Annotated in this window: 19 protein-coding genes and 1 pseudogene; 5 read left to right on the top strand and 15 right to left on the bottom strand. The window is 41.7% G+C overall.

Features of this window, described 5'->3' with window-relative positions; genetic code table 11:
* The first annotated feature begins 35 nt into the window (after nucleotides 1-35).
* Together sufR and FIS9605_RS0103730 are read left to right on the top strand one after the other, a co-directional pair.
* A complete protein-coding gene (gene sufR, locus FIS9605_RS0103735; RefSeq protein ID WP_026731384.1) occupies nucleotides 36-710 on the top strand; it encodes an iron-sulfur cluster biosynthesis transcriptional regulator SufR in 675 nt (224 codons plus the stop codon).
* Between the two features lie 110 nt (nucleotides 711-820).
* The gene (locus FIS9605_RS0103730; RefSeq protein ID WP_026731383.1) at nucleotides 821-1081 is read left to right on the top strand and encodes a hypothetical protein; all 261 of its coding nucleotides are present in this window, start codon (nucleotides 821-823) and stop codon (nucleotides 1079-1081) included.
* Nucleotides 1082-1273: 192 nt separating this feature from the next.
* Here FIS9605_RS0103730 and FIS9605_RS0103725 read toward each other — a convergent pair whose 3' ends face one another.
* On the bottom strand, nucleotides 1274-1912 hold the full coding sequence (locus FIS9605_RS0103725; protein WP_026731382.1) for a hypothetical protein: 639 nt from the start codon (nucleotides 1910-1912) through the stop codon (nucleotides 1274-1276).
* A 349-nt stretch (nucleotides 1913-2261) separates the two neighbouring features.
* Entirely contained in the window at nucleotides 2262-2600 is a 339-nt protein-coding gene (locus FIS9605_RS0103720) for a YbjQ family protein (RefSeq protein WP_026731381.1), read from the bottom strand.
* Between the two features lie 852 nt (nucleotides 2601-3452).
* Here FIS9605_RS0103720 and FIS9605_RS0103710 point away from each other — a divergent pair.
* Entirely contained in the window at nucleotides 3453-4076 is a 624-nt protein-coding gene (locus FIS9605_RS0103710) for a tetratricopeptide repeat protein (RefSeq protein ID WP_026731379.1), read from the top strand.
* A gap of 2 nt (nucleotides 4077-4078) precedes the next feature.
* On the opposite strand, the gene FIS9605_RS0103705 is transcribed toward FIS9605_RS0103710, so the two are convergent.
* The 10 genes and pseudogenes from FIS9605_RS0103705 to FIS9605_RS0103665 all read right to left on the bottom strand — a co-directional run bounded on the left by FIS9605_RS0103705 (nucleotide 4079) and on the right by FIS9605_RS0103665 (nucleotide 15820).
* Complete coding sequence (locus FIS9605_RS0103705; protein WP_026731378.1) at nucleotides 4079-4930, bottom strand: ABC transporter ATP-binding protein; 852 nt, start codon at nucleotides 4928-4930, stop codon at nucleotides 4079-4081.
* A gap of 194 nt (nucleotides 4931-5124) precedes the next feature.
* A complete protein-coding gene (locus tag FIS9605_RS0103700; RefSeq protein WP_026731377.1) occupies nucleotides 5125-5859 on the bottom strand; it encodes a hypothetical protein in 735 nt (244 codons plus the stop codon).
* A gap of 345 nt (nucleotides 5860-6204) precedes the next feature.
* Complete coding sequence (locus FIS9605_RS44965) at nucleotides 6205-7680, bottom strand: S8 family peptidase (RefSeq protein WP_231510348.1); 1476 nt, start codon at nucleotides 7678-7680, stop codon at nucleotides 6205-6207.
* A gap of 636 nt (nucleotides 7681-8316) precedes the next feature.
* Nucleotides 8317-8601, bottom strand: a pseudogene (locus FIS9605_RS44960) (pre-peptidase C-terminal domain-containing protein); the annotation flags it as partial.
* Nucleotides 8602-9003: 402 nt separating this feature from the next.
* On the bottom strand, nucleotides 9004-10890 hold the full coding sequence (locus FIS9605_RS36175) for a S8 family serine peptidase (RefSeq protein ID WP_051469925.1): 1887 nt from the start codon (nucleotides 10888-10890) through the stop codon (nucleotides 9004-9006).
* A 464-nt stretch (nucleotides 10891-11354) separates the two neighbouring features.
* On the bottom strand, nucleotides 11355-12431 hold the full coding sequence (gene ada, locus FIS9605_RS0103685) for a bifunctional DNA-binding transcriptional regulator/O6-methylguanine-DNA methyltransferase Ada (protein WP_026731376.1): 1077 nt from the start codon (nucleotides 12429-12431) through the stop codon (nucleotides 11355-11357).
* A gap of 78 nt (nucleotides 12432-12509) precedes the next feature.
* On the bottom strand, nucleotides 12510-13139 hold the full coding sequence (locus FIS9605_RS0103680) for a DNA-3-methyladenine glycosylase family protein (protein ID WP_026731375.1): 630 nt from the start codon (nucleotides 13137-13139) through the stop codon (nucleotides 12510-12512).
* Nucleotides 13140-13158: 19 nt separating this feature from the next.
* Nucleotides 13159-13506, bottom strand: a complete 348-nt coding sequence (locus tag FIS9605_RS39710; protein ID WP_026731374.1) for a FeoA family protein — start codon at nucleotides 13504-13506, stop codon at nucleotides 13159-13161.
* Between the two features lie 37 nt (nucleotides 13507-13543).
* Nucleotides 13544-15541 (bottom strand): ferrous iron transporter B, encoded by a 1998-nt coding sequence (gene feoB / locus FIS9605_RS0103670; protein WP_026731373.1) that lies wholly within the window; start codon nucleotides 15539-15541, stop codon nucleotides 13544-13546.
* A gap of 39 nt (nucleotides 15542-15580) precedes the next feature.
* Entirely contained in the window at nucleotides 15581-15820 is a 240-nt protein-coding gene (locus FIS9605_RS0103665; protein ID WP_026731372.1) for a FeoA family protein, read from the bottom strand.
* A 675-nt stretch (nucleotides 15821-16495) separates the two neighbouring features.
* Here FIS9605_RS0103665 and FIS9605_RS0103660 point away from each other — a divergent pair.
* On the top strand, nucleotides 16496-18802 hold the full coding sequence (locus FIS9605_RS0103660) for a heavy metal translocating P-type ATPase (protein WP_026731371.1): 2307 nt from the start codon (nucleotides 16496-16498) through the stop codon (nucleotides 18800-18802).
* 45 nt (nucleotides 18803-18847) lie between these two features.
* On the opposite strand, the gene FIS9605_RS0103655 is transcribed toward FIS9605_RS0103660, so the two are convergent.
* Both FIS9605_RS0103655 and FIS9605_RS0103650 read right to left on the bottom strand, forming a co-directional pair.
* Nucleotides 18848-19330 (bottom strand): GNAT family N-acetyltransferase, encoded by a 483-nt coding sequence (locus FIS9605_RS0103655; protein ID WP_231510229.1) that lies wholly within the window; start codon nucleotides 19328-19330, stop codon nucleotides 18848-18850.
* Nucleotides 19331-19464: 134 nt separating this feature from the next.
* Entirely contained in the window at nucleotides 19465-20370 is a 906-nt protein-coding gene (locus FIS9605_RS0103650) for a DMT family transporter (protein WP_231510228.1), read from the bottom strand.
* Nucleotides 20371-20597: 227 nt separating this feature from the next.
* Between FIS9605_RS0103650 and FIS9605_RS0103645 the strand changes: the two genes are divergently transcribed.
* Complete coding sequence (locus FIS9605_RS0103645) at nucleotides 20598-21107, top strand: DNA topology modulation protein (protein WP_231510227.1); 510 nt, start codon at nucleotides 20598-20600, stop codon at nucleotides 21105-21107.
* Between the two features lie 10 nt (nucleotides 21108-21117).
* On the opposite strand, the gene FIS9605_RS0103640 is transcribed toward FIS9605_RS0103645, so the two are convergent.
* Entirely contained in the window at nucleotides 21118-21297 is a 180-nt protein-coding gene (locus tag FIS9605_RS0103640; protein WP_026731367.1) for a hypothetical protein, read from the bottom strand.
* Nucleotides 21298-21478: the final 181 nt, after the last annotated feature.

The raw sequence follows: 21478 nt of genomic DNA, 5'->3' as shown, positions 1-21478 counted from the left end.
AAAGTGAAATTTAATCATGAATTTTTAGGACGACGATGGCGACTACCCACCAGTCCTCAACTAAGCAAGATATCCTAGAATATCTCCTCAAACACTTTCAAGCTACGGCTGTTGATTTGGCCGCAGCATTAGATATTAGCCCCCAAGCGATTCGTCGTCATCTCAAAGACTTGGAGACGGAGGATCTGATTGTCTATTCGTCGGTGCAGGCGGGAATGGGGCGTCCGCAGCACGTCTATAAATTAAGTAGTAAGGGACGCGATCGCCTCCGTCGAGAAGCGGCTGATAGCTATGGAGAGTTTGCCGTTTCGTTACTCGACACCGTTGCAAAAACGGTAGGACATGACCAAGTAAGTACGATTTTAAGAAAACAGTGGGAGCGTAAAGCACAAGAATATCGAGAACGCTTGGGTGAAGGTTCTTTACCAGAAAGGGTAGCTACCTTAGTAGAACTGAGAAAAGCAGAAGGCTATATGGCGGAGTACTACCCCCTAGACTCAACTGAGTCAGAAAGTGGCGATCGCTTTATTTTAATGGAGCATAACTGCGCTATTTCCAACCTTGCAGAGTCTTTCCCCACTATTTGCGGTCATGAATTAGAAATGTTTGCCGCTGTTCTACCAGATTGTACAGTAGAACGTACCCACTGGATTATTAACGGCGAACATCGTTGTGGTTATTTAGTGCAAGCGAGAAAACAAAGAATATAAGAGTAAATTAGTCTTTCATCTTCAGTGTATGTCAGAGATAATGGGTAATTGGTAATTTGTTTTACGAAACTAATTACTGTTTTTGAATTAATTAGTTTTATATACAGTTTATGGATTTACCACCACAACATCCATCAGAACAGTTTCTAACCTTGGAAGAGTCAGCACAAGTCGATGCTGCTTTACTTTCTTCTCCAGAGAAATTTTTAACAAGATTGACTATTTCATCACTAAAACTTTTGAAGCACATTGCTGATGAATACAATGTTGCAGTTGAAGATTTAACCACAAAGCAAGTGATTGCTTGGTTTGAAAAAGATAGTAAGATTAAGCGAGAACAGGGAATAGAAGCTGCATACTTAAAGTGGTAAGTGGATATTGGATAGTGGATAGTAGATAGTGGTATTAAACTACCAACTACTAACCACTAACCAATGTACAGACGTGCCATGGCACGTCTCTACAACCACTAACCACTAACCAAATAGTAGAAAAGCACCTATTGTCAGGTGCAAATATAAGCAATAACAAATTATATTCCCGATCGTATGTAATTGTATTAATTACGCTCTGTAATTTTCTACATTACGCGGACTGCGAGCGCCAACAACTGCTCCAATCATCGCTGCAACTAAACCTAACAAAGAACCAAATACAAACCACCACAATGCCTGCCGTAAATTAGCTGCGACCTGACGAGCTTGTTCAGCAGTGAGAGTGGGTAGAGTTTGCGGTACAGCCCCACCACCAGGCTGCTGAATCTGATTTATTACTGCTCCGGCATTAGAAGCTGCAACACCAAAAGCACCTGTTACCCCACTTGCTAATAGCCAAGAGCTTAATGCCAAAGTTGTTGCCCAGAGAATAGCACCGTTGAGAAGTGCTGTATTGCGGTTCATCGGGCCACAGGCGCGAGTTGTCACCCAACCACCAGTAAATAAGGAAATCAACAAAGCAACGGTTGACCAAATACCCACATTTGTAGCAACATCTGGTGTAATTGTTCTGGGTCTACCTGAAGCTTCAATAGTACCTGCTCCGATAGCACTGAACAAGGCGCTCAAGATTAATTGAGTTGCTAGGGCAACTAACACACCGGCAATTATAGGTCCCCAGCGAACGCGATCGTGGTAATCAACTACTCGGGTTGTTGCCGCAGGTTCAGTAATAACTTCACCACTTGTACGATTTACATAGGACATAAGCTATTTATCTCCTTAGTACTTCTGTAAGGTTTTTCAGTTATTTTTTGCTTATCTTATAAATTAAATTGCTATTTATTGCTTTTAATATCTATCATGAGAAAGAGTTACTGGCTCTATCTTTAGTAATAAAAAATAGGCTGATATAAAGTAATTTAATACAGTCTTGTCTTGTTTGAAGAATGTAATTTTTCTTATGTTTTTTTTAAAAAAATTAAGGTTTTATCTAAAGTAAATCATTTGTAAAAATAATTTTGAAACATAAAAAATAGGTAAGCGTGTAGTGAGCGCTTGAGCGCTCACTGCAAATTTTAGTGTGTTTATGATTGATCTAGTAAAAATTCCCAGGCTAGCGCATTTTTACAGCCATTTTCACAGCAGTTCCTGTGGCGGTGATTAGCATCAGAACTCCTGACTGATCAACATTGATTGTACCTGTATCAAATTCAATGCCAATTACAGCGTCTGCACCCAAACGTAATGCCCGTTGTTCTAATTCTGCTAGTGCTTTTCGTTGACCTTCTTCAAACAAACGTTCGTAGCTAGCAGTGCGTCCGCCGAAAAAGTCCCGCAAGCTAGCCATAAAATCTCGCAGAAAGTTGCTGCCGTAGACAACTTCTGCTGTCACAATTCCTAAGTAAGATTCTATAATGGCTCCTTGAATCACATCAGTAGTAGTTAAAATCATAGATTTGCCTCACAAAGATAACTATCGATTTATATCAATTGTCAACATTAACGCAATGGATAATCTAGTTGTCATGAATTGCGTACACCAGGACAGATGAAAAAGAGAATAAGTAGATCGGCACAAATAAAGTTAACTACTAAGGGTCGTCATTGGTCATTTGTCCTTTGTGATTGGGTAGGGGCAAAGCATTTGTACTAGTACATTCTGTTTTGATGTCAAGACATACATACAAATGCTTTGCCCTTACAGGCAATTTTATGTTTCTTAACATAGTAATATTCATTCTCGCCTGCTTACCTAAGACATAGAGAATAATAATAGTTTTCGTCCTGACTTCTGTCTTTTTCAAGAAGTTGGTCAAAATAAGCACGAATTTAAGCTCAAGGATGGGAAAGCTGGAGTCCTACCTGTGGGGATTAGATACAAATTCCCTATTCTCAATGCTCTATGCTCAATTCCCCATATTCAAGTGAAGTCTATTGTCTGCTCTACCAGTTTGTATCGTCATGGCTCAATAGTTGTAATTTTAAGTTGAAATTTGGGATTTCGTGTTAGTTATAACCAACAATGAAAGTATTGCTTTGTTTAATAATTTATTACTTGTAATTTTTACTAGTATCAAAATAGACGATGTAGATTAGTGTATGGCACTAGAGAAAAGATTCAGTGTGTTATGAATATTTGGTAAAAATAAGCAACTAGAGTTTGCAAAACAGAATATTTTTGTTTTAATGGACAAGAAATCATGTAATTTCTATAAAATTTGCATACACTTTCGGGTAGTTTGCTGTGTACAAAGAAACTTCATTCTTATTTAGTGTTCTCCTATTAGGAAGCATTGCTACAACAATGCCTTCAGTAGCTCAGGCTCAGATATCAGTAGCACAACGCCAAAGCACTCCAGAAGTGAAAGAACTGTTGGAACAAGGACGTAGATTGGTGGACACTGGCGATTATAATGGTGCGATCGCAGTCTATCAACAAGCAGCAAACTTAGAGCCCAAAAATGCCTCAATTTATTCCGGAATTGGTTATTTACACGCATTACAAGGAAATTACCCCGCAGCATTAACTGCTTACCGCCGTGCTGTTAGTCTTAATCCAAATAATAGTGATTATCAATATGCTTTGGGTTATATCAGCGGCAATTTAGGTGATAATAACGCAGCAAAAGAAGCTTATCGCAAATCAATACAAATCAACCGTGGTAATGTCAATGCCTATATAGGATTAGCTACTATTCTGACGCGGTTGGGAGAATATACTAATGCTCAGTGGGCATACGAGGAAGCTGTAAAACTTGACGCGAAAAATCCCCAAGTTTATGAATTGCGCGGGACGATGTTAAAAAAACAGGGTAAATCTAAAGAAGCGATCGCTGTTTTTAAAAAAGCCCGTGACTTATACGAACAGCAAGGTAAGTATGACAGCGTTACCAGAGTAGAAGCTACTCTGCGTGATTTAGGAGGATAAGATTAATCTAGCTGGCGTCCAGTAAGTTCCACAAAAATATCTTCTAGGTTAGAGGGGCGTACCATAATTCCAGTTTTATCTTGCAGTTTGTCTAAGTAAATGTTCGCTTCACCTAAGGTTGGGAAAAAGAGATATTCCCAACGATCTCCAACTTGCTTCATCACTAAACCTTCACCGTGAGTAGAGCGCAATTCTTGTAAAGTTCCCAAAGATATCAACTTACCACTATCCATAATGCCGATGCGATCGCACAAATATTCAACCTCTTCCATGTAATGGGTTGTCAGCAGCATCGTCATACCTTGCTTATTCAAATCCTTAATAATCTCCCAAAGACGCCGCCTTGTTTGGGGATCTAGCCCCACAGTTGGTTCATCCAAAAATAGAATTTGCGGTTGATGCAGCAAAGCCCTCGCAATTTGTAACCGCCGCTTCATACCCCCAGACAAGGTTTTTACTAAGTCATTACGTTTTGGAGCAAGTTCTACATAATCTAGCCATTGATTAATCAGGCGCTGTCGTTGCGGGTTAGCAATGTGATGTAATCTACCGTGTAGCTCCATATTTTCCCATACGGTTAAATCACCATCAACGCTGATTTGCTGCAACACTACACCTATGCATTGCTTTGCCATTAAGGGTTGACGTACCACATCATACCCGCATACCTCAATTCGCCCTTCGGTAGGTTTAGTAAGCGTGGTGAGCATCCGAATTGTAGTAGATTTACCCGCACCATTGGGGCCAAGCAAACCAAACATTTCTCCCGCCGCAATGTCAAAAGAAAGACCATTGACTACGGGAACTTTATTGTAAACCTTGTAAACGTTTTCTAGGGAAACAGCAACTGTCATGACGTGAATTCGGTCTTGCCGCATTTGCGTAAAGTTTTATTAACAATATTAAGTACTTAGACAGAATTAATTACACACATTGTTTTCCTGTTAAGCGTTAAGAGTTAAGAGTTCCCTCTCTCGACGAATGAATTTAATTTTGTCCAACTACTTAATAATTGTAGAGCGATGCCCAGCCTAGATTTAATTTTTGATTACTGTGCAGTTGCAGAACTACGAACTACGACGCGATCGCCAACAATTTCCACGTCTTCTATCTTGATTGGTAAGTTATTTAGTTCTTGGGAAATTTGTTGGTTCAGCTGTTCTGTGGGAATCCCCAAACGTCGGGATAGTTCAGCAAGAGGGAAGCTGAGACTACCAAACTTAACCTGAGTGGAGTCATCAAAGCTAAATTGGCGATTACGGACAGCAGGTTTACCCTCAATACCAATGTAGAAGGGTTGGTATTTGAAAGTGGGTGGTAATTTCGAGAAAAATTGAGCAAGTACTGCTTGTTCTTGGGAGGGCAATTCGTTTTGAGGAATTGCCTTGAAATCAATCATTGCACCTGCGGAGATTTTACCATCTTGAATTTGAGCATTTGTAGCTTTAACAGCTTTAGCTAACTGATTTTTATCAGTATTTCTAGTAACTTCCGAAATAATCAGCGCGTTGATTTCTTCAGCATTGAGTTGCACTTCACCCTGAGTTTTTGAGTTGAGATTTTTGGAAATTTTATTCAAAACTTGCTGGCGAGTTTGCTGAATTTGGGTGTGGTCAACTTGGGGAAGTGGGTTTGCAGTTGTCGATGGTGCGATCGCTAATGAATTTGTTGATGAATTTGTATACCAAGAGGGTAGTTGAGTGACCTGTCGCCACAAGAAAAATGTGACAGCAGCAACGCTGACAATGGCACAGGTCAATATAATTAGAAGCCGCTTTAACATTGCTGATGAGCAAGAATGCTACATACAACAACTATTGTAATAATTTAAAAAGCTTCAGAATGTTTTGCCACCAGAAATATCGTAAATTTTCAATTTATTGTAGAGACGCGAACAATCGCATCTCTATAACCCAATACACTTGGCGATCGGATAATTTCTCCACCGATAAAATTTGTAGAGACGTTGCAATGCAACGTCTCTACTTAATATTGTTGACTACTAAAGAGCTTTTGATTTACTGGGTGTTAGCCTGAATTGTACCCAGTAAATGCTGAGTCAAAATCGCCAAAAGCCCATCTATGTATACACTAAACTTTTTTATCAAAAGGAAACTTCAGATGAGTGTTACCCGACTATTTCATACACTGTTTCCAGTGGTTTTTTGCCATTCTTAACTATGTTTTCTGCCTCGGTATATTCTTCGCTACTTATACTTATGTAACTTGTATCTACCACACTGTGTTTGTAGTCGTTCCCAAAGTCCGTCCACGTATGTAAATTCTCAAACAAATTATTTTTATCTACAGAATTACTGCTGGTGCTAGAGATGACAGTATCGCTACTGGTTGCAATATTGTTGCTGCTAAAGCTACTAGCGCTAATTCTAAAAGTAGCAGCATCGCCATTAGCTGTATAGGTGGTAGTGGCAACTTTAGATTGTGTTGTAGTTCCAGATATCTGCGTGATAATCTGACGTACTTGAGAATCAGTCAGATTAGGGTTAGCGCTGAGCATCAATGCAACTACACCAGCAACATGAGGAGTTGCCATCGATGTGCCGCTATAAGATGCGTACTTATTACCTGGAATTGTGGAGTAAATGTTGACTCCAGGGGCTGTGACATAAGCAAGTGGATTTGTTCCGGCACGGTTCGAGAAGCTAGCCAAGTTATTATACTTATCAACTGCCCCAACAGCCAGTCCCCAGTTTTCTGCATAACGGGCGGGATAATCTGGTACTGAGCCACCATTATTGCCTGCTGCCATAACAACGATCGCTCCTTTGCTAGCGGCATATTGAACGGCTGATTGGAGATAGCTGTCGCTAGAAGAACCACCGAGGCTAAGGTTAATGACACGCGCACCATTATTAACTGCGTAACGAACACCATTGGCGATCGCACTGTAGTAACCCTGGCCACTACTATCCATAACTTTTACAGACATAATCTTGGCATTATAAGCAATACCTGTAACACCAAAGCTATTTTTGACCCCAGCAATAGTACCAGCTACGTGAGTACCGTGACCGTTATCGTCGAAGGAGTTGTTGTTGTTACCATCAAAGTTCCAGCCATAGACATCATCTATGTAACCATTACCATCATCATCTTTGCCGTTGCCAGCAATTTCTTTGCTATTCGTCCAGATATTGGTGCTTAAGTCTGGGTGATTATAGTCCACCCCTGTATCTACTACTGCAACGATCGCACCCTGACCCGTGTAACCCTTTGCCCAAACTTCCGGGGCTTTCACCATATCAGCTCCCCAATTATTGCCCCCTAAGTTAGGAACATCAGCAAAGGTACTCTGACCAAGGGCTTTTGCTACTGCTGCTGCGGCATTGATCAAACCATAGCCAGTGGTGGAGTTATACTTAGTAACGTTTTGCGGGACATAATCTAGTTCCCAAGCATCTTTGCCAAAGTCATAACTTTTGTTGTTAACTACGTCAACATAGTCAACCTCACTACCAAGATACTTCGTACCAGATGCTTTACCTAAGCTAAAGTTGTAAGGAGTATGGCTGCTACGGCTAGTGTCTACATCGTAGTATTTATCCACAAACACCTTGCCTAAATCTGAGGTACTACCAGCCACGCTGGAGCCACTGATGTAATATTTGCCGTTAGCACCTGTCTCGTTATTCTTGCTGGTAAAGTCGAAGTAAGCACCTGTGGTATAGGTTCCAGCTTTGGCAAAAACGTAGCCTGTGTAGTAGTCGCTATTAGTGTTGCTGCCGTTGTAATAGTACGTGAAGTTGTATTTTTGAATTGCTGACTGAATTGATGACTGCTGATAGTCTAGCTCCCAAGCATCTTTGCCAAAGTCGTAACTTTTGTTGTTAACTACGTCAACATAGTCAACCTCACTACCGAGATACTTCGTACCAGATGCTTTACCTAAGCTGTAGTTATAAGGAGTATGACTGCTACGACTGGTGTCTACATCGTAGTATTTATCTACAAACACCTTGCCTAAATCTGAGGTACTACCAGCCACGCTGTAGTCACTGATGTAATATTTGCCGTTAGCACCTGTTTCATTATTCTTGCTGGTAAAGTCGAAGTAAGTACCTGTGGTATAGGTTTCAGCTTTGGCAAAAACGTAGCCTGTGTAGTAGTCACTATTAGTGTTGCTGCCGTTGTAATAGTACGTGAAATTGTATTTGTATATATTAGGAGTAGCAGACAAGCTCAAATTATAGTTAGTGCTACCACTTGATGAATAAACCTGAATATAGTAATTGCCTGCATCCAGGGTAGTGCTGAGAGATTCTGCACCTGTGCCAGTGGGAGTGGAAGTGGCGATCGCTTTTCCACTACTGTTAAGCAATTGAACATTTGCATCAGCAGATAAACCATTCAGGGTGAGATTGAAACTGCTACGACTGCTGAGGCTAAAGCGGTAGAAATCATTGAGATCGGATGAACCAACCCAGTCTTTAAATGTTTGAGTATTAGAAGTAATATTTAGACTTCTAGATGTATTGAATGTGTTACCTGCATTATCCGCTCGCATAAATACCCTTCCCCTGTGTCGTACGTCAGTTCAAAGTTGCAAAAAAACGCCCTTGAAGTTGTTTTGGGTTAAACTTCTTAGAACTAAAATCACGAATGCACAACTTTAATACTGGTGCTTAATGTTTCTATATGACTAGGGTATGCCTACGTAATTTACAAGTGAAGAAAAAGTGAACTCAGAAGCTTTCTTTTTAAAGAAAATGGTTTGATCTAGGGAATTTTCTATTTTGATGGTAAAAAATAAATAGCTATTTTTTATACCAGAATTTAGAATTCTTGCTTCAGCAGGAGTTGTAGCGACAAAAGTATTTATGCCAAGCAAAAGCGACTGAGACACTTGATCTCAGTCACTTTGAAGTTCATATGAAGCAATTAAGTATGAAAATTTCTTTTAGATAACCTATGTGCTGGGATTAACCAACCATTCACTATATTGTTCCAGCAATATTCTGCGTTTGTTCAGCATACTTGCGGCTTCCATAGTCTGGCTATCAGTGGCGATCGCACTATCGTAATAGTTCAAAAATTGTGACCACAGATTGGGATTAAGAAAATTATTCTCAGATGTGTCGGTGTTGTTGTAGCTAAAGCTAGTTGTCTGGCTGGGTGATGTGGAGTTAGTATTGATATTCAAATTAGTAAGGCTGGCGATCGCATCAAAACTGGCAATGTTGCTTTGTTTGGTAATATTGGCTTGAGAACTCAAGCTAGCAGTATTATTATCAGTTATGGAAGTGGCATTCCCACTTTTAGCTGTAGCTTGCATACTATTACCTGCTGTCTCAGCAATAATCTGACGTACTTGAGCATCAGTCAGGTTAGGATTAGCGCTGAGCATCAATGCAACTACACCTGCAACATGAGGAGTTGCCATTGATGTGCCGTTGTAGAATGCATACTTATTACCTGGAATTGTAGAGTAAACATCGACTCCAGGGGCTGTGACATAGGTAAGTGAATTGGTTCCGGCGCGATTGGAAAAGCTAGCCATGTTTTTATTTTGATCGACAGCCCCAACAGCAATTCCCCAGTTTTCTGCATATTGGGCAGGATAAAGTGGTGCTTCCCCACCATCATTGCCTGCTGCCATGACAACAATAGCACCTTTGCTGCTGGCATATTCAATCGCTTTTTGGAGAGTACTGTTAGGATAATCGCCACCGAGACTGAGGTTAATTACATCAGCACCATTATTGACAGCGTAGTAAATGCCATTGGCGATCGCATTATAGGAACCATAGCCATTATCATCCAGAACTTTGACGGGCATAATCTTGGTATCGTAGGCAATACCTGTAACACCAAAGTTATTGTTTGCCCCAGCAATAGTACCAGCAACATGAGTACCATGACCGGCTACATCTAAAGTATTGTTGTTGTTAGCATCAAAATTCCAGCCGTAGACATCATCAATAAAGCCATTGCCATCGTCATCTTGACCATTGCCAGCGATTTCTTTGCTATTCGTCCAGATATTAGCACTTAAGTCTGGGTGATTGTAGTCCACTCCGCAATCCAAAACAGCGACAACAGTGCCCTTACCAGTGTACCCCTTCGCCCAAGCTTCTGGCGCTTTCACCAAATCAGCTCCCCAATTATTACCGCCCAGATCGGGAACATCAGCAAAGGTATTTTGACCAATCGCTTTAGCCACCGCAGCAGAGGCGTCTATCAAACCATAGCCAGAGGTTGAATTATACCCTTTACCACCCGTGCCAGTAATGTTAATCTCACGAGCAACGACATTATTGCTGTTATTAGTTTCGAGCACATTATCTAGAGCATCAGCTCTATACAGTAAAAAGTAGTTTCCAGGAGCAATGTTGCTATCTAAAGTGACATTTTGAGATTGAGAGACAGAATTACCAGCTTCAATACTGCCAATCCAGTTCCAGCCTAAAAATGAGTCATCGTTACTGATACTTTTATCTTTAGAAAGATAAAAATTTGTGTAGTTAAACCCAGCATTATTTTTACCTTTGTTCTTTACTTGATAGGAAATTTGGATAGTACTGCCTGCTGTTGCGACACTAGGAGCCGAAGCATTTTGTATTACTAAATCTGCTTTTGCAGCTTTTGAGGATTTGGCTTTTGTTGATTTACGGCTCTTGCGTCCTAGTTCATTAACATCTAGTTCTAAAGCATTTTCAGTTGTTTGAAAACTACTATGACTACTGAAATTAAAATTGCGATTATCTTGATAATTCAAACTATCTACTGAGGAAGCAGGAGTGATATTTAGCCCTTTATCATCAAATAAATTCTGACTGCGATTCTCAATGGGCATAAGTATTTGCTCCTCTAAAAATTTTCTAGTCTTGAATTCCTCCCTCTTTGACAATAATTACTATATAGACAGAATTAGAAATGCTAGTTTATTTACAAATAAATTGATGAAGTTATATATTTCAAGGTTTTAAAACATAAACACTAATTTTGTATATGTGATAACTAATAAAAAATATAAATTTGTAATGAGTACTTAAACACTCATTAAGAACTAAATATAAAATGAGAGCCTTGTTTGTAGTGTAGACGCCCCTTGTGGGCGGCTTCCCGGAGGGTACGATTGCTCGCTCCGTGTAAGATTTTTAAGAGCTAAAGCTCTTACTACGAACGTTCTGTTTAATTTAGTTTTACGACTGATTTGTATTATGTAATGCAAAGAAACAAATGAATTTTAATCATCATTTATTCGTTAACGGTTAGGACTAATTCAAGAATTTCCACACCTTAAATTTTCCCAATCAACTAATCTTTTTGTGCTTCTTTTGCAAGCAAAAATTGTTTGCGTTCTATACCCCAGCGATAACCTCCAAGGCTGCCATCTGAACGCACGACACGATGACAAGGGATAACTAACGACACTGGGTTTGTTGCACACGCACGCGCCACAGCCCTCACTGCACTTGGCTGACCAATAGATTCAGCTACTCCGCTGTATGTCTGGGTGCTGCCAGCAGGAATTTGACGCAAGGCTTGCCAAACTTTCGCTTGAAAGGCTGTTGCTTGCACATCAATTGGTAATGTGGATAGATGGGAACTCGGCTGTTCACCGCTGAGGTATTGTAGGAGTGCGATCGCCCATTTGCTCAAGTTGTCATGACTCGATTCTTGATGAAGTTCACAACGATTAATCTTTGCTGTGGGGTACTCTTGCTGCAATGCTTTTTCTAGCAGAGTATCGGAGTCACCAAGACTAACCATGCAAATCCCACGTTCAGTGCCAGCAACAAGCAAAAGTCCGAGGTTGCAGTTGGCGATCGCATAGTTGATTACCATACCATCTCCGCCACGCTGATACGTACGGGGCGTCATGCCTAGTTGTGTCGTAGCGCACTCATATAGACTACTGCTCGAACCGTAACCTGCATTGTAGATGGCATCAATAACACGGTTTTGACTTTTGAGTTCTGTTTTTAGTTCCTGCATACGACGTGTTTGTATATACTGCTTTGGCGTAATCCCCATAATCCGCTTAAATGTTCGCTGCAAGTGGAAGGGGCTGATATTCACTTGGGTGCTGAGGGTTGCGAGAGTGATTGATTCTGTAGGGTTGGCTTCGATAATGGCACATACACGCTGAACCATTTCTGTTTGCGAATCAGGCGCAGTTGGGTTTTGCGGATAACAGCGACGACAGGGACGGAAACCTTTCTCTTGGGCTGCAAGCGACGATAGAAAGAAAACTACTTGCTCTCGTTGGGGTTTGCGTGCAGGACAGGATGGGCGGCAATAAATGCCAGTTGAACGGACTGCATACACAAATACACCGTCAAAGCTAGTGTCTCTGTCTAATACTGCTTGCCAAAACTCTGTTTCATTCATGAGAATTGCCAAAACCCTTACTCGCTCATGCTCAAATCATAGGCAAAGCGGATAGTAGAATCTATCTGAATCTTGCGGTCAAACTTTGCGGCTAAGGTAATAGTGCCATAACAACCGCGTCGCTACTGCTCTCCAAGGTCGCCAGTTTTCGGCAATATCTTCTATTTCCTTTGGTGTAGGTCGCTGTTCTAATTTTTTTACCTTCTGTATTGCCAGTATTAACCCTAAATCTCCCTTGGGTAAAGCATCGGGCCGCCGCAATGCCATCAATAAATATATGTCTACAGTCCAGTCTCCGATACCTTTGATTTTTTTCAAGACAGCGCGGACATCTTCATCATCCATCGTGCTGAGAGTAGTCAAATCAAGCTGTCCAGTAAGAATTGACTCTGCTAGCAAGCGTCCGTAAAGAGCTTTTTGGCGACTAAAGCCGATTCGTTTTAATTCAACTTCATCAAGTTGGAAAAAATGTTCGGGAGTGATTGGTGATATCGTGGCTTGCAAACGCGTAAAGACTGCTTTCGCTGAGGCGAGAGACACTTGTTGTTCTAAGATAATTTGGATGAGCGTGGCAAAACCTGCTTCCCGCATCCACAGTGGAGGTATACCAAAAGTATTGAGGATGCCTGCTAAATCGCGATCGCGGCCTGCAAGCACGCTCAAAGCATGAGCATAGTTATCTTGGGTTAATATTTCTGACACTGCTATAAATTACTGAACCAAGCTTCTAAATATCTTTTTTCACCATTACACGAGCAGCAATATCTGCCCCTAACCCCAGACATTTGTCTTGCCAAGCAACTACAACAGAGCCACTTTTCATGCAGCTTTTGATCTGAATTTCTATTCCAGGGATTAATCCTATACTCGACAGATAGTCAATATTATCTAGGTGATTAAAAGTTACAATACAGACAACTTCACCCTGCTTTGCCTGAGATAGAGGAAACACAGGACTGTCAGATTGGGTTTTATCACTGCCATTGAGATTCTCATTGAGTGTAGTTTTAGGAGTATTGCAGATAAAAGTAAATCCTTGCCATGCTCTGCTCACAGAGCGATCGCTATTATTCACTCAAATACCTCCTGTAGTTGTCATGAAACTTTCTTTGCTAACTCAACCCTAACAACCTCGCCCCTTGATAAAACAGCGTACTCACAACCCACGCCCACATTAGCCCATAGGTAACTGATAAAAGGGTAAATCGGATACTCTTAGACTCGCTACGGATAGTAGCGACTGTTGCCAAACAAGGAGTGTAAAGCAGACAAAAGAGCATAAAACTGTAGGCTTGAATTGGTGAAATTGTCTGGGCAAGGGTTGCCTGGACAGCATTAGGATCGGTGAGATTGTAGATGGTTGCTAGAGAACCTACTAAAATTTCTTTGGCAATGAACCCGAAAATTAAAGCAATAGTTAACTCCTTGGGTATGCCAGCTGGATTTAAGACAGGGGCGAAAAACTCTCCAATGCGAGTGGCATAGCTCACATTCTCGCTGCCGGGTAAATGGGTTAGCAACCAGACGCCTAACACACCGATCGCTATTAATCCACCTGCTCGCTGCAAGAATGCTTTTACCGCATCCCAACCCGTAACCATGCCCACCAAAAGCGGGATGGTAACTAGCATCCCAATTGGGTTTGCTGTACCTTGAGGTAAATTGCTCAACAGCCAAACACCAGCTACCCCTGCCGTAATAAATCCTGTCGCCCGTTGTAGAAAGTGCTTCAATTCACCCCATCCTCGCAGAAAGATTTGCTGGAGTGTGGGAAAGCGATAGGGAGGCAGTTCAATCACAAATGGCTCCCGGTTTTGAAAATGACCTTTCATTAGTAATCCAGTTAGCAGTGCCACCAGGAAACTGAACAGGTAAAGCGAGAACAGCACTAATGGCCCCCAAGTGCGATCGAAGAGGGCATCGATGATAAACACAAACACTGTTAACCGCGCCGAACAGAGGGCAAAGGGAACAATCAGAATTGTTAGCAAGCGTAATGCCCGCGATCGCATCACTCGCGTTCCCATGATTGCCGGGATGTTACACCCAAACCCCATAATCAGCAACACAAAACTGCGGCCATCCATGCCAAAGCGATACATCAAGGAATCCATCATGTATGCTGCTCTGGAGAAGTAACCGCTATCTTCCACGATCGCCATCATGAAGAAAAATGTGATTACTAAGGGAATAAACGATGCTACTGTCGCTAATCCACCATAAATTCCATCTACCAGAAAGCCCCGCCAAAACTCTGATAAATTGACTGTCAAGGGAGCAATGGCTGTCTCCTGCAACCATCCCGTTATCGTATCGGCAACGTCCTGCAATGGCAATCCCACCAGCCAAACAAACTCAAACATCAAGTAAATGGACAGGAAAAACAACGGTAGCCCTAGCACCGGGTGCAGCAACACTGCATCTAAGCGTTCCGTCAGCGTCTTGAACAAGCGCGAGGGCATTTCCACCGTGTCCTCTAGGATTTCCCGGATTTGCGATTCTGATATCGAGGGGTGTGCTTCAATCTGGCGCTTCAATTCTGTGGGGGCTATGGGAACTCGTTCTTGTGCCAATTCCTGGGTGATTTTGTGGATGGCGATCGCATAACCGCTACCATACTTGGCGCTCACCAGTACCACGGGCATTTCTAACTTCTCTGCTAGTTTTTGCTCATCTATTTTGATGCCAAAATGTTTAGCTTCATCTGCCATGTTGAGAATTACCACAGCTGGCATTCCTAAGGCTTTGACTTGCAAGGGTAGACGAATCTGGCGATCGATCTGAGCGGCATTGAGAATTACTAGCACCAAATCCACGGGATAGGTTTCAAAAAAGCTTTGCACGACTCGCTCATCTTCAGAGTAGCCCTCCAAGTCGTAGATCCCTGGCAGATCCACGAACTCCACCTTCAGTCCTTCCAGTTCGACGTCTGCCTCTAGCAAGTCAACCGTCACACCAGGCCAATTGCCTACAAAGGCTCCCGCCCCTGTAATCCGATTAAACAACGTGGATTTACCGACATTTGGCATTCCCATAACAGCAACCCGCTTCACTCCAGGTTTAGATAGCTGCGGGACGACTCCTGAACTGGAACCATGACAATGTGCCATTCAACACCCCTTCATCTAATGTCAAAAATCCAACATCCCTCAGTCCTGTACGTTGACAATAATTCCATCAGCTTCATGCCGCCGCATAGCCACTTCTGTAGTTAATCCCACTCGCACGTGCAGGGGGCCATTCAGCCACGCTTTGCGAAGTACCTTTACCTGCTGCCCGATTTTGAAGCCCATTGCTTCTAGTCGTCTCAACAACCCAGGTTCGTCCGCATCCATTGAGGCGATGGTGGCTGTTTTACCGGGTTTCAGCGCCGATAGTTTCACATTCATGGCATTTCTTCTTGTTCACAAACAAATCAATGGTGAGATGTTTCACTGGCAACACTAAGCTGAAGGTGGCACTCAATCTAAATGCCATTAAGAATTAATAGCAATAAGTATCGTAATTCCAAATTCCTTTGCCCGTATAAGGTATTCCTTAAAGCGGTAACTGGTTTCATTTTTCTTTCTTTTTGAATTTTTATTAAGTAGTTTTAATTTTTACTCTCATTTTCCAAAAGATATAAATCTGTACCTAGAAACCATGCTTGATAATTCATGAAGGCAAGACTAGGATATTGTCAATTTAGTACACAAATTTTTAGGTTAAATGAGAATTATTTTTAATATAGTTGAGTTCATATGCAAAAAAACTAAATTTTTTATTAAAAAATATATTTTATGAATACATTCAAAACCGAAAATCTTCTGAGCAGAGAAAGCCTCTACTCCGAGAAAAAGCGTCTGTAAATGCTTTTATCTTTAAAGATGATTGCGTTATATAGAAATTAATTACTAACATTATTAAATAGATTTATATTCACAGTTGGGTGCTTCTTACAAGCAGTTTTTTACTACTGTACCTACTCATGCCATGAATTAGTTTGTCAGTGGGATATTTAAATCCCTAACGGATGAATTCCCACCTATGAAATCGCCACAAAACAGCGAGGGGGAAATCATATAATGACGATCGCCATCAAGTCAGAAACAGGTAAGCAAGCAACACTTCAGAAGCAAGAAATTGATGCTGGCATCAATTATCATGTAGTGCATGCAATTCCAGGACGGGTGAGATTTCGGGTTCCCTTGCTAACTTATGACCCTGATTATGCTGATAACTTGCTTCATTTGCTGGAATCAGATAGTCGGGTGATGGGAGTGCGCCTCAATCGGCAAGCAGCTTCTATTGCTATTAGTTATCAATTATCTGATAGTTGCGTCGGAAATCAGTTAATGCAAGCGTATCTAGTGCGCTTGATTCAAGAGGCAAGGCAAATTAAAAGGGAACAGGCAACAGGCAACAGGCAACAGGGGGTTTGGGATGAGGTTTTAGACCCCCATAGGGGAACAGATAAAATTCAAAAACCAAAAGCTAAAGCAGAGAAAAAAGAAGATAATGAGGTGAAATTACCTGCTTTTGCTGCTATTTTGGCTTTACTAGGTTTGGGATTTCCAATTCCGAGAGCAATCATCGCTGCAACTGTGGCACTTGCCGCTTTACCAATCGCTAAACGTGCTTATACCAGCATCACCAAAGAACAAAAATTAAATATAGATTGCCTGGATTTGATTGCGATCGCCTTAACTTCTGCCCAAGGCAATTTACTCACGCCAGCTTTGGTAATGACACTGCATGAAATTGGAGATACAATCCGCGATCGCACAGCACGAGTATCCCACAATCGTGCTGCGGATTTACTCGAATCTTTGGGGCATTATGCTTGGGTAGAACAACCAAATGGTCAGAAAAAACATATTCGAGCAACAGAAGTTAAGCCTGGAGATACAGTCATAGTCTATCCAGGTGAGCAAATTCCCGTAGATGGTCAAATCCTGCATGGTACAGCTTTGATCGACCAGCAAAAACTTACCGGCGAATCTATGCCAGTTGTGTGTAAGGCAGGGCAGTCGGTTTATGCCTCAACCTTAGTCCGTGAAGGAGAAATTTACATCCTCACCGAACGTGTAGGCATTGCTACCCGTGCAGGAGCAAGTATCGAGTTAGTGCAACAGGCTCCCGTTTACGATACGCGGATGGGGAATTACGCAGCCACTGTTGCTGACAAAGCAATAGTGCCTGCACTGATTTTTGCTGGCATTGTCTTAGCTGCAACCCGCAATCCTGCAAGAGCCGCATCTATTCTCACTCTCGACTTTGTTACCGGCATTCGCGTTTCTCTGCCCACAACCTTCTTGGCAGCATTGCATCATGCCACAAGACACGGAGTTCTCATCCGTAGTGGTCGCGCTTTAGAAAAATTGGCACAGGTAGATACTCTAGTCTTTGATAAGACAGGCACTTTAACTAAAGGAGATATCGAGGTTGTGCAGGTGGAAACAGTGGCAGGAAGAATGTCTGCCCACAGACTGTTAGAACTAGCAGCCGCCGCCGAACAACGCCTGACTCACCCCGTTGCTGAAGCAGTGGTGCGCTATGCCGAAAAACAAAGTGTAGAAATTCTGCCACGCCAGGAATGGGTGTATGAAATTGGTTTGGGTGTGCAGGCTGAGATTGATGGCAAACAGGTTGTAGTGGGGAGCGATCGCTTTTTACATCAGTGTGGCATTCCCCTCGACTGTCTTTATGAACCACATCCCTGCAACGAAGCCGATTGTCCTTACCAGCTGAATTGCCGTATTTCTGCCCATGATTCTTTACTATATGTTGGAGTTGATCGTGAACTTCAAGGAGTAATTTCTTACACAGATCCACTCCGTCCAGAAAGTTCGGCAGTCATCCAAAAATTGCAAACTGCATACGGTATGGAAATTCATCTGCTAACAGGAGATAGCCAGCAAAGGGCGATCGCTGTTGCTCACGAACTTGGCATTCCTCTGTCGAGAGTCCATGCCGAGGCATTTCCAGAACAAAAAGCCGAAATTATCCGGAAACTACATGAATCAGGTAAAACTGTGGCATTTACGGGTGATGGCTTAAATGATTCAGTGGCTCTTTCTTATGCTGATGTTTCCATCTCCTTTGGTACTGGTTCTGATGTGGCAAGGGAAACAGCTGATGTTGTCCTCATGGATAATAACTTAACCAGTTTTTTAGAGGCAATTGCGATCGCCCGCCAAACCAAGGCAGTCATTCAGCAAAATGTTGGTTTGGCAGTAATTCCTAACCTAGCAGCTTTGGGACTAGCAACAACGGTGGGATTGCACCCATTAGCAGCTACAGTTGTTCACAATGGTTCGGCGATTGCTGCTGGTTTAAATGGTTTGCGTCCCCTTATGCACCAAGATCCGCCTAGAAATTTAGTTCATTAAATATTGGGAGTCTTGCAAAAATAAGTGTATATACAAATGAGAATACTAAAGATTAAACTGGTAGTGATAAAATGCTTCATCTTTACTGAAACCAGCTTTTTCATATAATCTTTGAGCTGGATAGTTATTAATTGCTGTCGCCAGAATCAGCCGTTTTGCTTTTGTTTCAAGAGCAAACGTTTTCGCAGTATTTAAGAGTGCTGTAGCAATACCCTGATTTCTCACTTGTGGCAGCACAAATAAATCATTCAATATCCAAATTTTCTGCATAGAGACAGAGGAAAATGAAGGATAAAGTTGAGTAAAACCTAGACTTTCAATACCATTTATATTCTGAACAATGGCGATAAAAATTACAGACTCTTCTTTCATTAATCTTTTTAGCAGAAAATCATAAGCCTGTGTTAAGTCTGAAGCTTCTCCATAAAACTGTCGGTAGCTATCAAAGAGAGGAGCCACAACTTCAATGTAGGTAGAATTTGCTTGAATGATGTTGAATTGATTCGATTGCTTTATAATTTGGCTCACAATTGCTCTCCGCTTAAAAATGTGTTTTAGATAATTCTCTTCAACGCACAAATTATCTTATCAATGGTGTGATAGGCAAACTATGATACACCCTACCAAAATCTTCTTGACAATGCTACGAAATATAGGGAAATCTAATAACGTCGCCAAATTTTAGAGAAAATTCTTCCATCAATCGCAGCAAGACCTGTGAAGATGAATATCATACCTGCAAAAGCATGGCAATCTAGACGCTCACCGAGAATAAATATACCGAGTAAGAGCGCGCTGATTGGAATCAAGAAGGTAACTAGCAAGAGGTTAGTTGCACCCGCTACAGTAAGTATACGGAAATAAATTAAGTAGGCGATCGCGGTACTAAACAACCCTAATGCTAATACAGCACCCCAACTAACGCCACTAATCCTCAAATCCCACGGTCTTTCTAAAATGAGTGCTAGTGGTAACATTATTACTGCTGTGCTAGTGAGCATTCCTGCTGCGGCAATACTAGGTGACAATTCCTGGAAACGACGGCCGTATATACCCGCACAGCCATAAGAACAAGCAGCACCTAGAATAGCAAATTGTCCCAGACTAAAAAGACTCAGTCCATGCAGCGCTTTTAATCCAAGTAACACAATCACGCCACACAATCCTAACAAAACTCCAATGAGACGGTTAGGCGTCAGACGCTCATCTGGAGTTAGAAAGTGAGCTAGCACAGTTGTAAACACAGGTGTTGTGGCGTTGAGAATCGCAGCAAGGCTACTATCGATTTGAGTTTGCCCCCAAACAATCAGGTTAAATGGTATCAGGTTATTTAAAGCACCCATTACTAGAAATTCACGCCATAAGTTAGGAGAAACAGGCATTCGTTTTCCGTTGAGAAAGACAAAGGAAGTAAGTGCGATCGCAGCCAAAGAAACTCTGCCCAAAACTAATGTCAATGGTGATAGTTCCTCAAGAGCAATTTTAGTGAAAAAGAAAGATCCACCCCACAATACTGACAGCATGACGAGAAGTATCCACTCTGAAATACCCATTGAGAGTTTCTGCATTTTCTTCGCCTCATTTATTTTTGTGAATGAGACCAGATTAGACTTATTTACAGATAAGTTTCTATCCGATTCTTGCGCTCAAAGTTAAAACTCGTTTTGGTAGGTATTCCAAGCAGAAACCATTTTTGTGGAAGCTATTAAAGTTAGTAAAAGCATTGTATTTTCAGTGCTATGGCTTTAGAGTTCTATTTCAGAAGAAAGGAGCAAGCACTAAAGTGAAGAAAATCATGATTATCGGTTCTGGAGGTGCTGGAAAATCTACCCTTGCTCGCCAACTGGGAGATATTCTGGATTTAGAAGTGATTCACTTAGACGCTTTATACTGGCATCCAGGCTGGGTTGAAACTCCAAAACCTGAATGGCAGCGTATTATAGAAGATTTGACTCAGCGGCAGTCTTGGATTTTGGACGGAAACTACGGGAGTACCCTGGATATTCGCCTATCGGCTGCGGACACAGTTATTTTTTTAGATTTTCCGCGCTTTCTCTGTCTATTGCGAGTTATTAAGCGACGTTGGCACTATGCCGGAAAGTCTCGACCCGATATGTCAACAGGTTGTCCAGAACGATTAACCTGGGAGTTTGTGAGATGGATATGGATGTACCCTATCACTCGTCGTCCAGTTATCCTAGAGAAAATTAACCAGCTTGCACCAAACAAGGAAGTTATTATTCTCCGTGAACCAAAAGAAGTTAAGCATTTTTTGCAAAAGATTTCTTCATCATTCTCCAGCTAGTAACTGTCTTCTAAAGCTGGTTGTATTTGTGTTCCACAACCCCAAAGTGATGCTCATAAGGTACAAAATGGGGCAAAGTCCAGCCATTTTCAGTAGCTAGCATTAATAATTGGGACTTGGTTTGGTGAGGAATGATGCTGTAATAATCAAAATGGAAATCTGCGAAGTGGACTACAATCACCTGACTCATAATTTTATCTCACACAGATTCGCTGGCATTAATTGACACAAAAAAGCCTCGTAACCCAAGTAAAACTGCTATACCCAATTGCACAGCAGTAAAGCAGCATTTTAGTAACTGTTTTTACTTAAGAAAGGGTTACAAAGGGTTTGCGAATCATAGGAGTACCAAATTATGAGGATTTGAGCAT

This window comes from Fischerella sp. PCC 9605 (assembly GCF_000517105.1).
Taxonomy (GTDB): Bacteria; Cyanobacteriota; Cyanobacteriia; order Cyanobacteriales; family Nostocaceae; genus PCC9605.
This window is presented reverse-complemented; position numbering and strand designations above follow the sequence as displayed.

What these genes read in the sequence shown, in the direction of transcription:
- FIS9605_RS0103660 (WP_026731371.1), top strand. Translation starts at nt 16,496, where the DNA reads ATGACGATCGCCATCAAGTCAGAAACAGGTAAGCAAGCAACACTTCAG.
- FIS9605_RS0103710 (WP_026731379.1), top strand. Translation starts at nt 3,453, where the DNA reads ATGCCTTCAGTAGCTCAGGCTCAGATATCAGTAGCACAACGCCAAAGC.
- FIS9605_RS36175 (WP_051469925.1), bottom strand. Translation starts at nt 10,890, where the DNA reads ATGCCCATTGAGAATCGCAGTCAGAATTTATTTGATGATAAAGGGCTA.
- FIS9605_RS0103640 (WP_026731367.1), bottom strand. Translation starts at nt 21,297, where the DNA reads ATGAGTCAGGTGATTGTAGTCCACTTCGCAGATTTCCATTTTGATTAT.
- FIS9605_RS0103705 (WP_026731378.1), bottom strand. Translation starts at nt 4,930, where the DNA reads ATGACAGTTGCTGTTTCCCTAGAAAACGTTTACAAGGTTTACAATAAA.
- ada (WP_026731376.1), bottom strand. Translation starts at nt 12,431, where the DNA reads ATGAATGAAACAGAGTTTTGGCAAGCAGTATTAGACAGAGACACTAGC.
- sufR (WP_026731384.1), top strand. Translation starts at nt 36, where the DNA reads ATGGCGACTACCCACCAGTCCTCAACTAAGCAAGATATCCTAGAATAT.
- FIS9605_RS0103725 (WP_026731382.1), bottom strand. Translation starts at nt 1,912, where the DNA reads ATGTCCTATGTAAATCGTACAAGTGGTGAAGTTATTACTGAACCTGCG.
- FIS9605_RS0103665 (WP_026731372.1), bottom strand. Translation starts at nt 15,820, where the DNA reads ATGAATGTGAAACTATCGGCGCTGAAACCCGGTAAAACAGCCACCATC.
- FIS9605_RS0103720 (WP_026731381.1), bottom strand. Translation starts at nt 2,600, where the DNA reads ATGATTTTAACTACTACTGATGTGATTCAAGGAGCCATTATAGAATCT.
- FIS9605_RS0103645 (WP_231510227.1), top strand. Translation starts at nt 20,598, where the DNA reads ATGATTATCGGTTCTGGAGGTGCTGGAAAATCTACCCTTGCTCGCCAA.
- FIS9605_RS0103700 (WP_026731377.1), bottom strand. Translation starts at nt 5,859, where the DNA reads ATGTTAAAGCGGCTTCTAATTATATTGACCTGTGCCATTGTCAGCGTT.
- feoB (WP_026731373.1), bottom strand. Translation starts at nt 15,541, where the DNA reads ATGGCACATTGTCATGGTTCCAGTTCAGGAGTCGTCCCGCAGCTATCT.
- FIS9605_RS0103730 (WP_026731383.1), top strand. Translation starts at nt 821, where the DNA reads ATGGATTTACCACCACAACATCCATCAGAACAGTTTCTAACCTTGGAA.
- FIS9605_RS0103650 (WP_231510228.1), bottom strand. Translation starts at nt 20,370, where the DNA reads ATGCAGAAACTCTCAATGGGTATTTCAGAGTGGATACTTCTCGTCATG.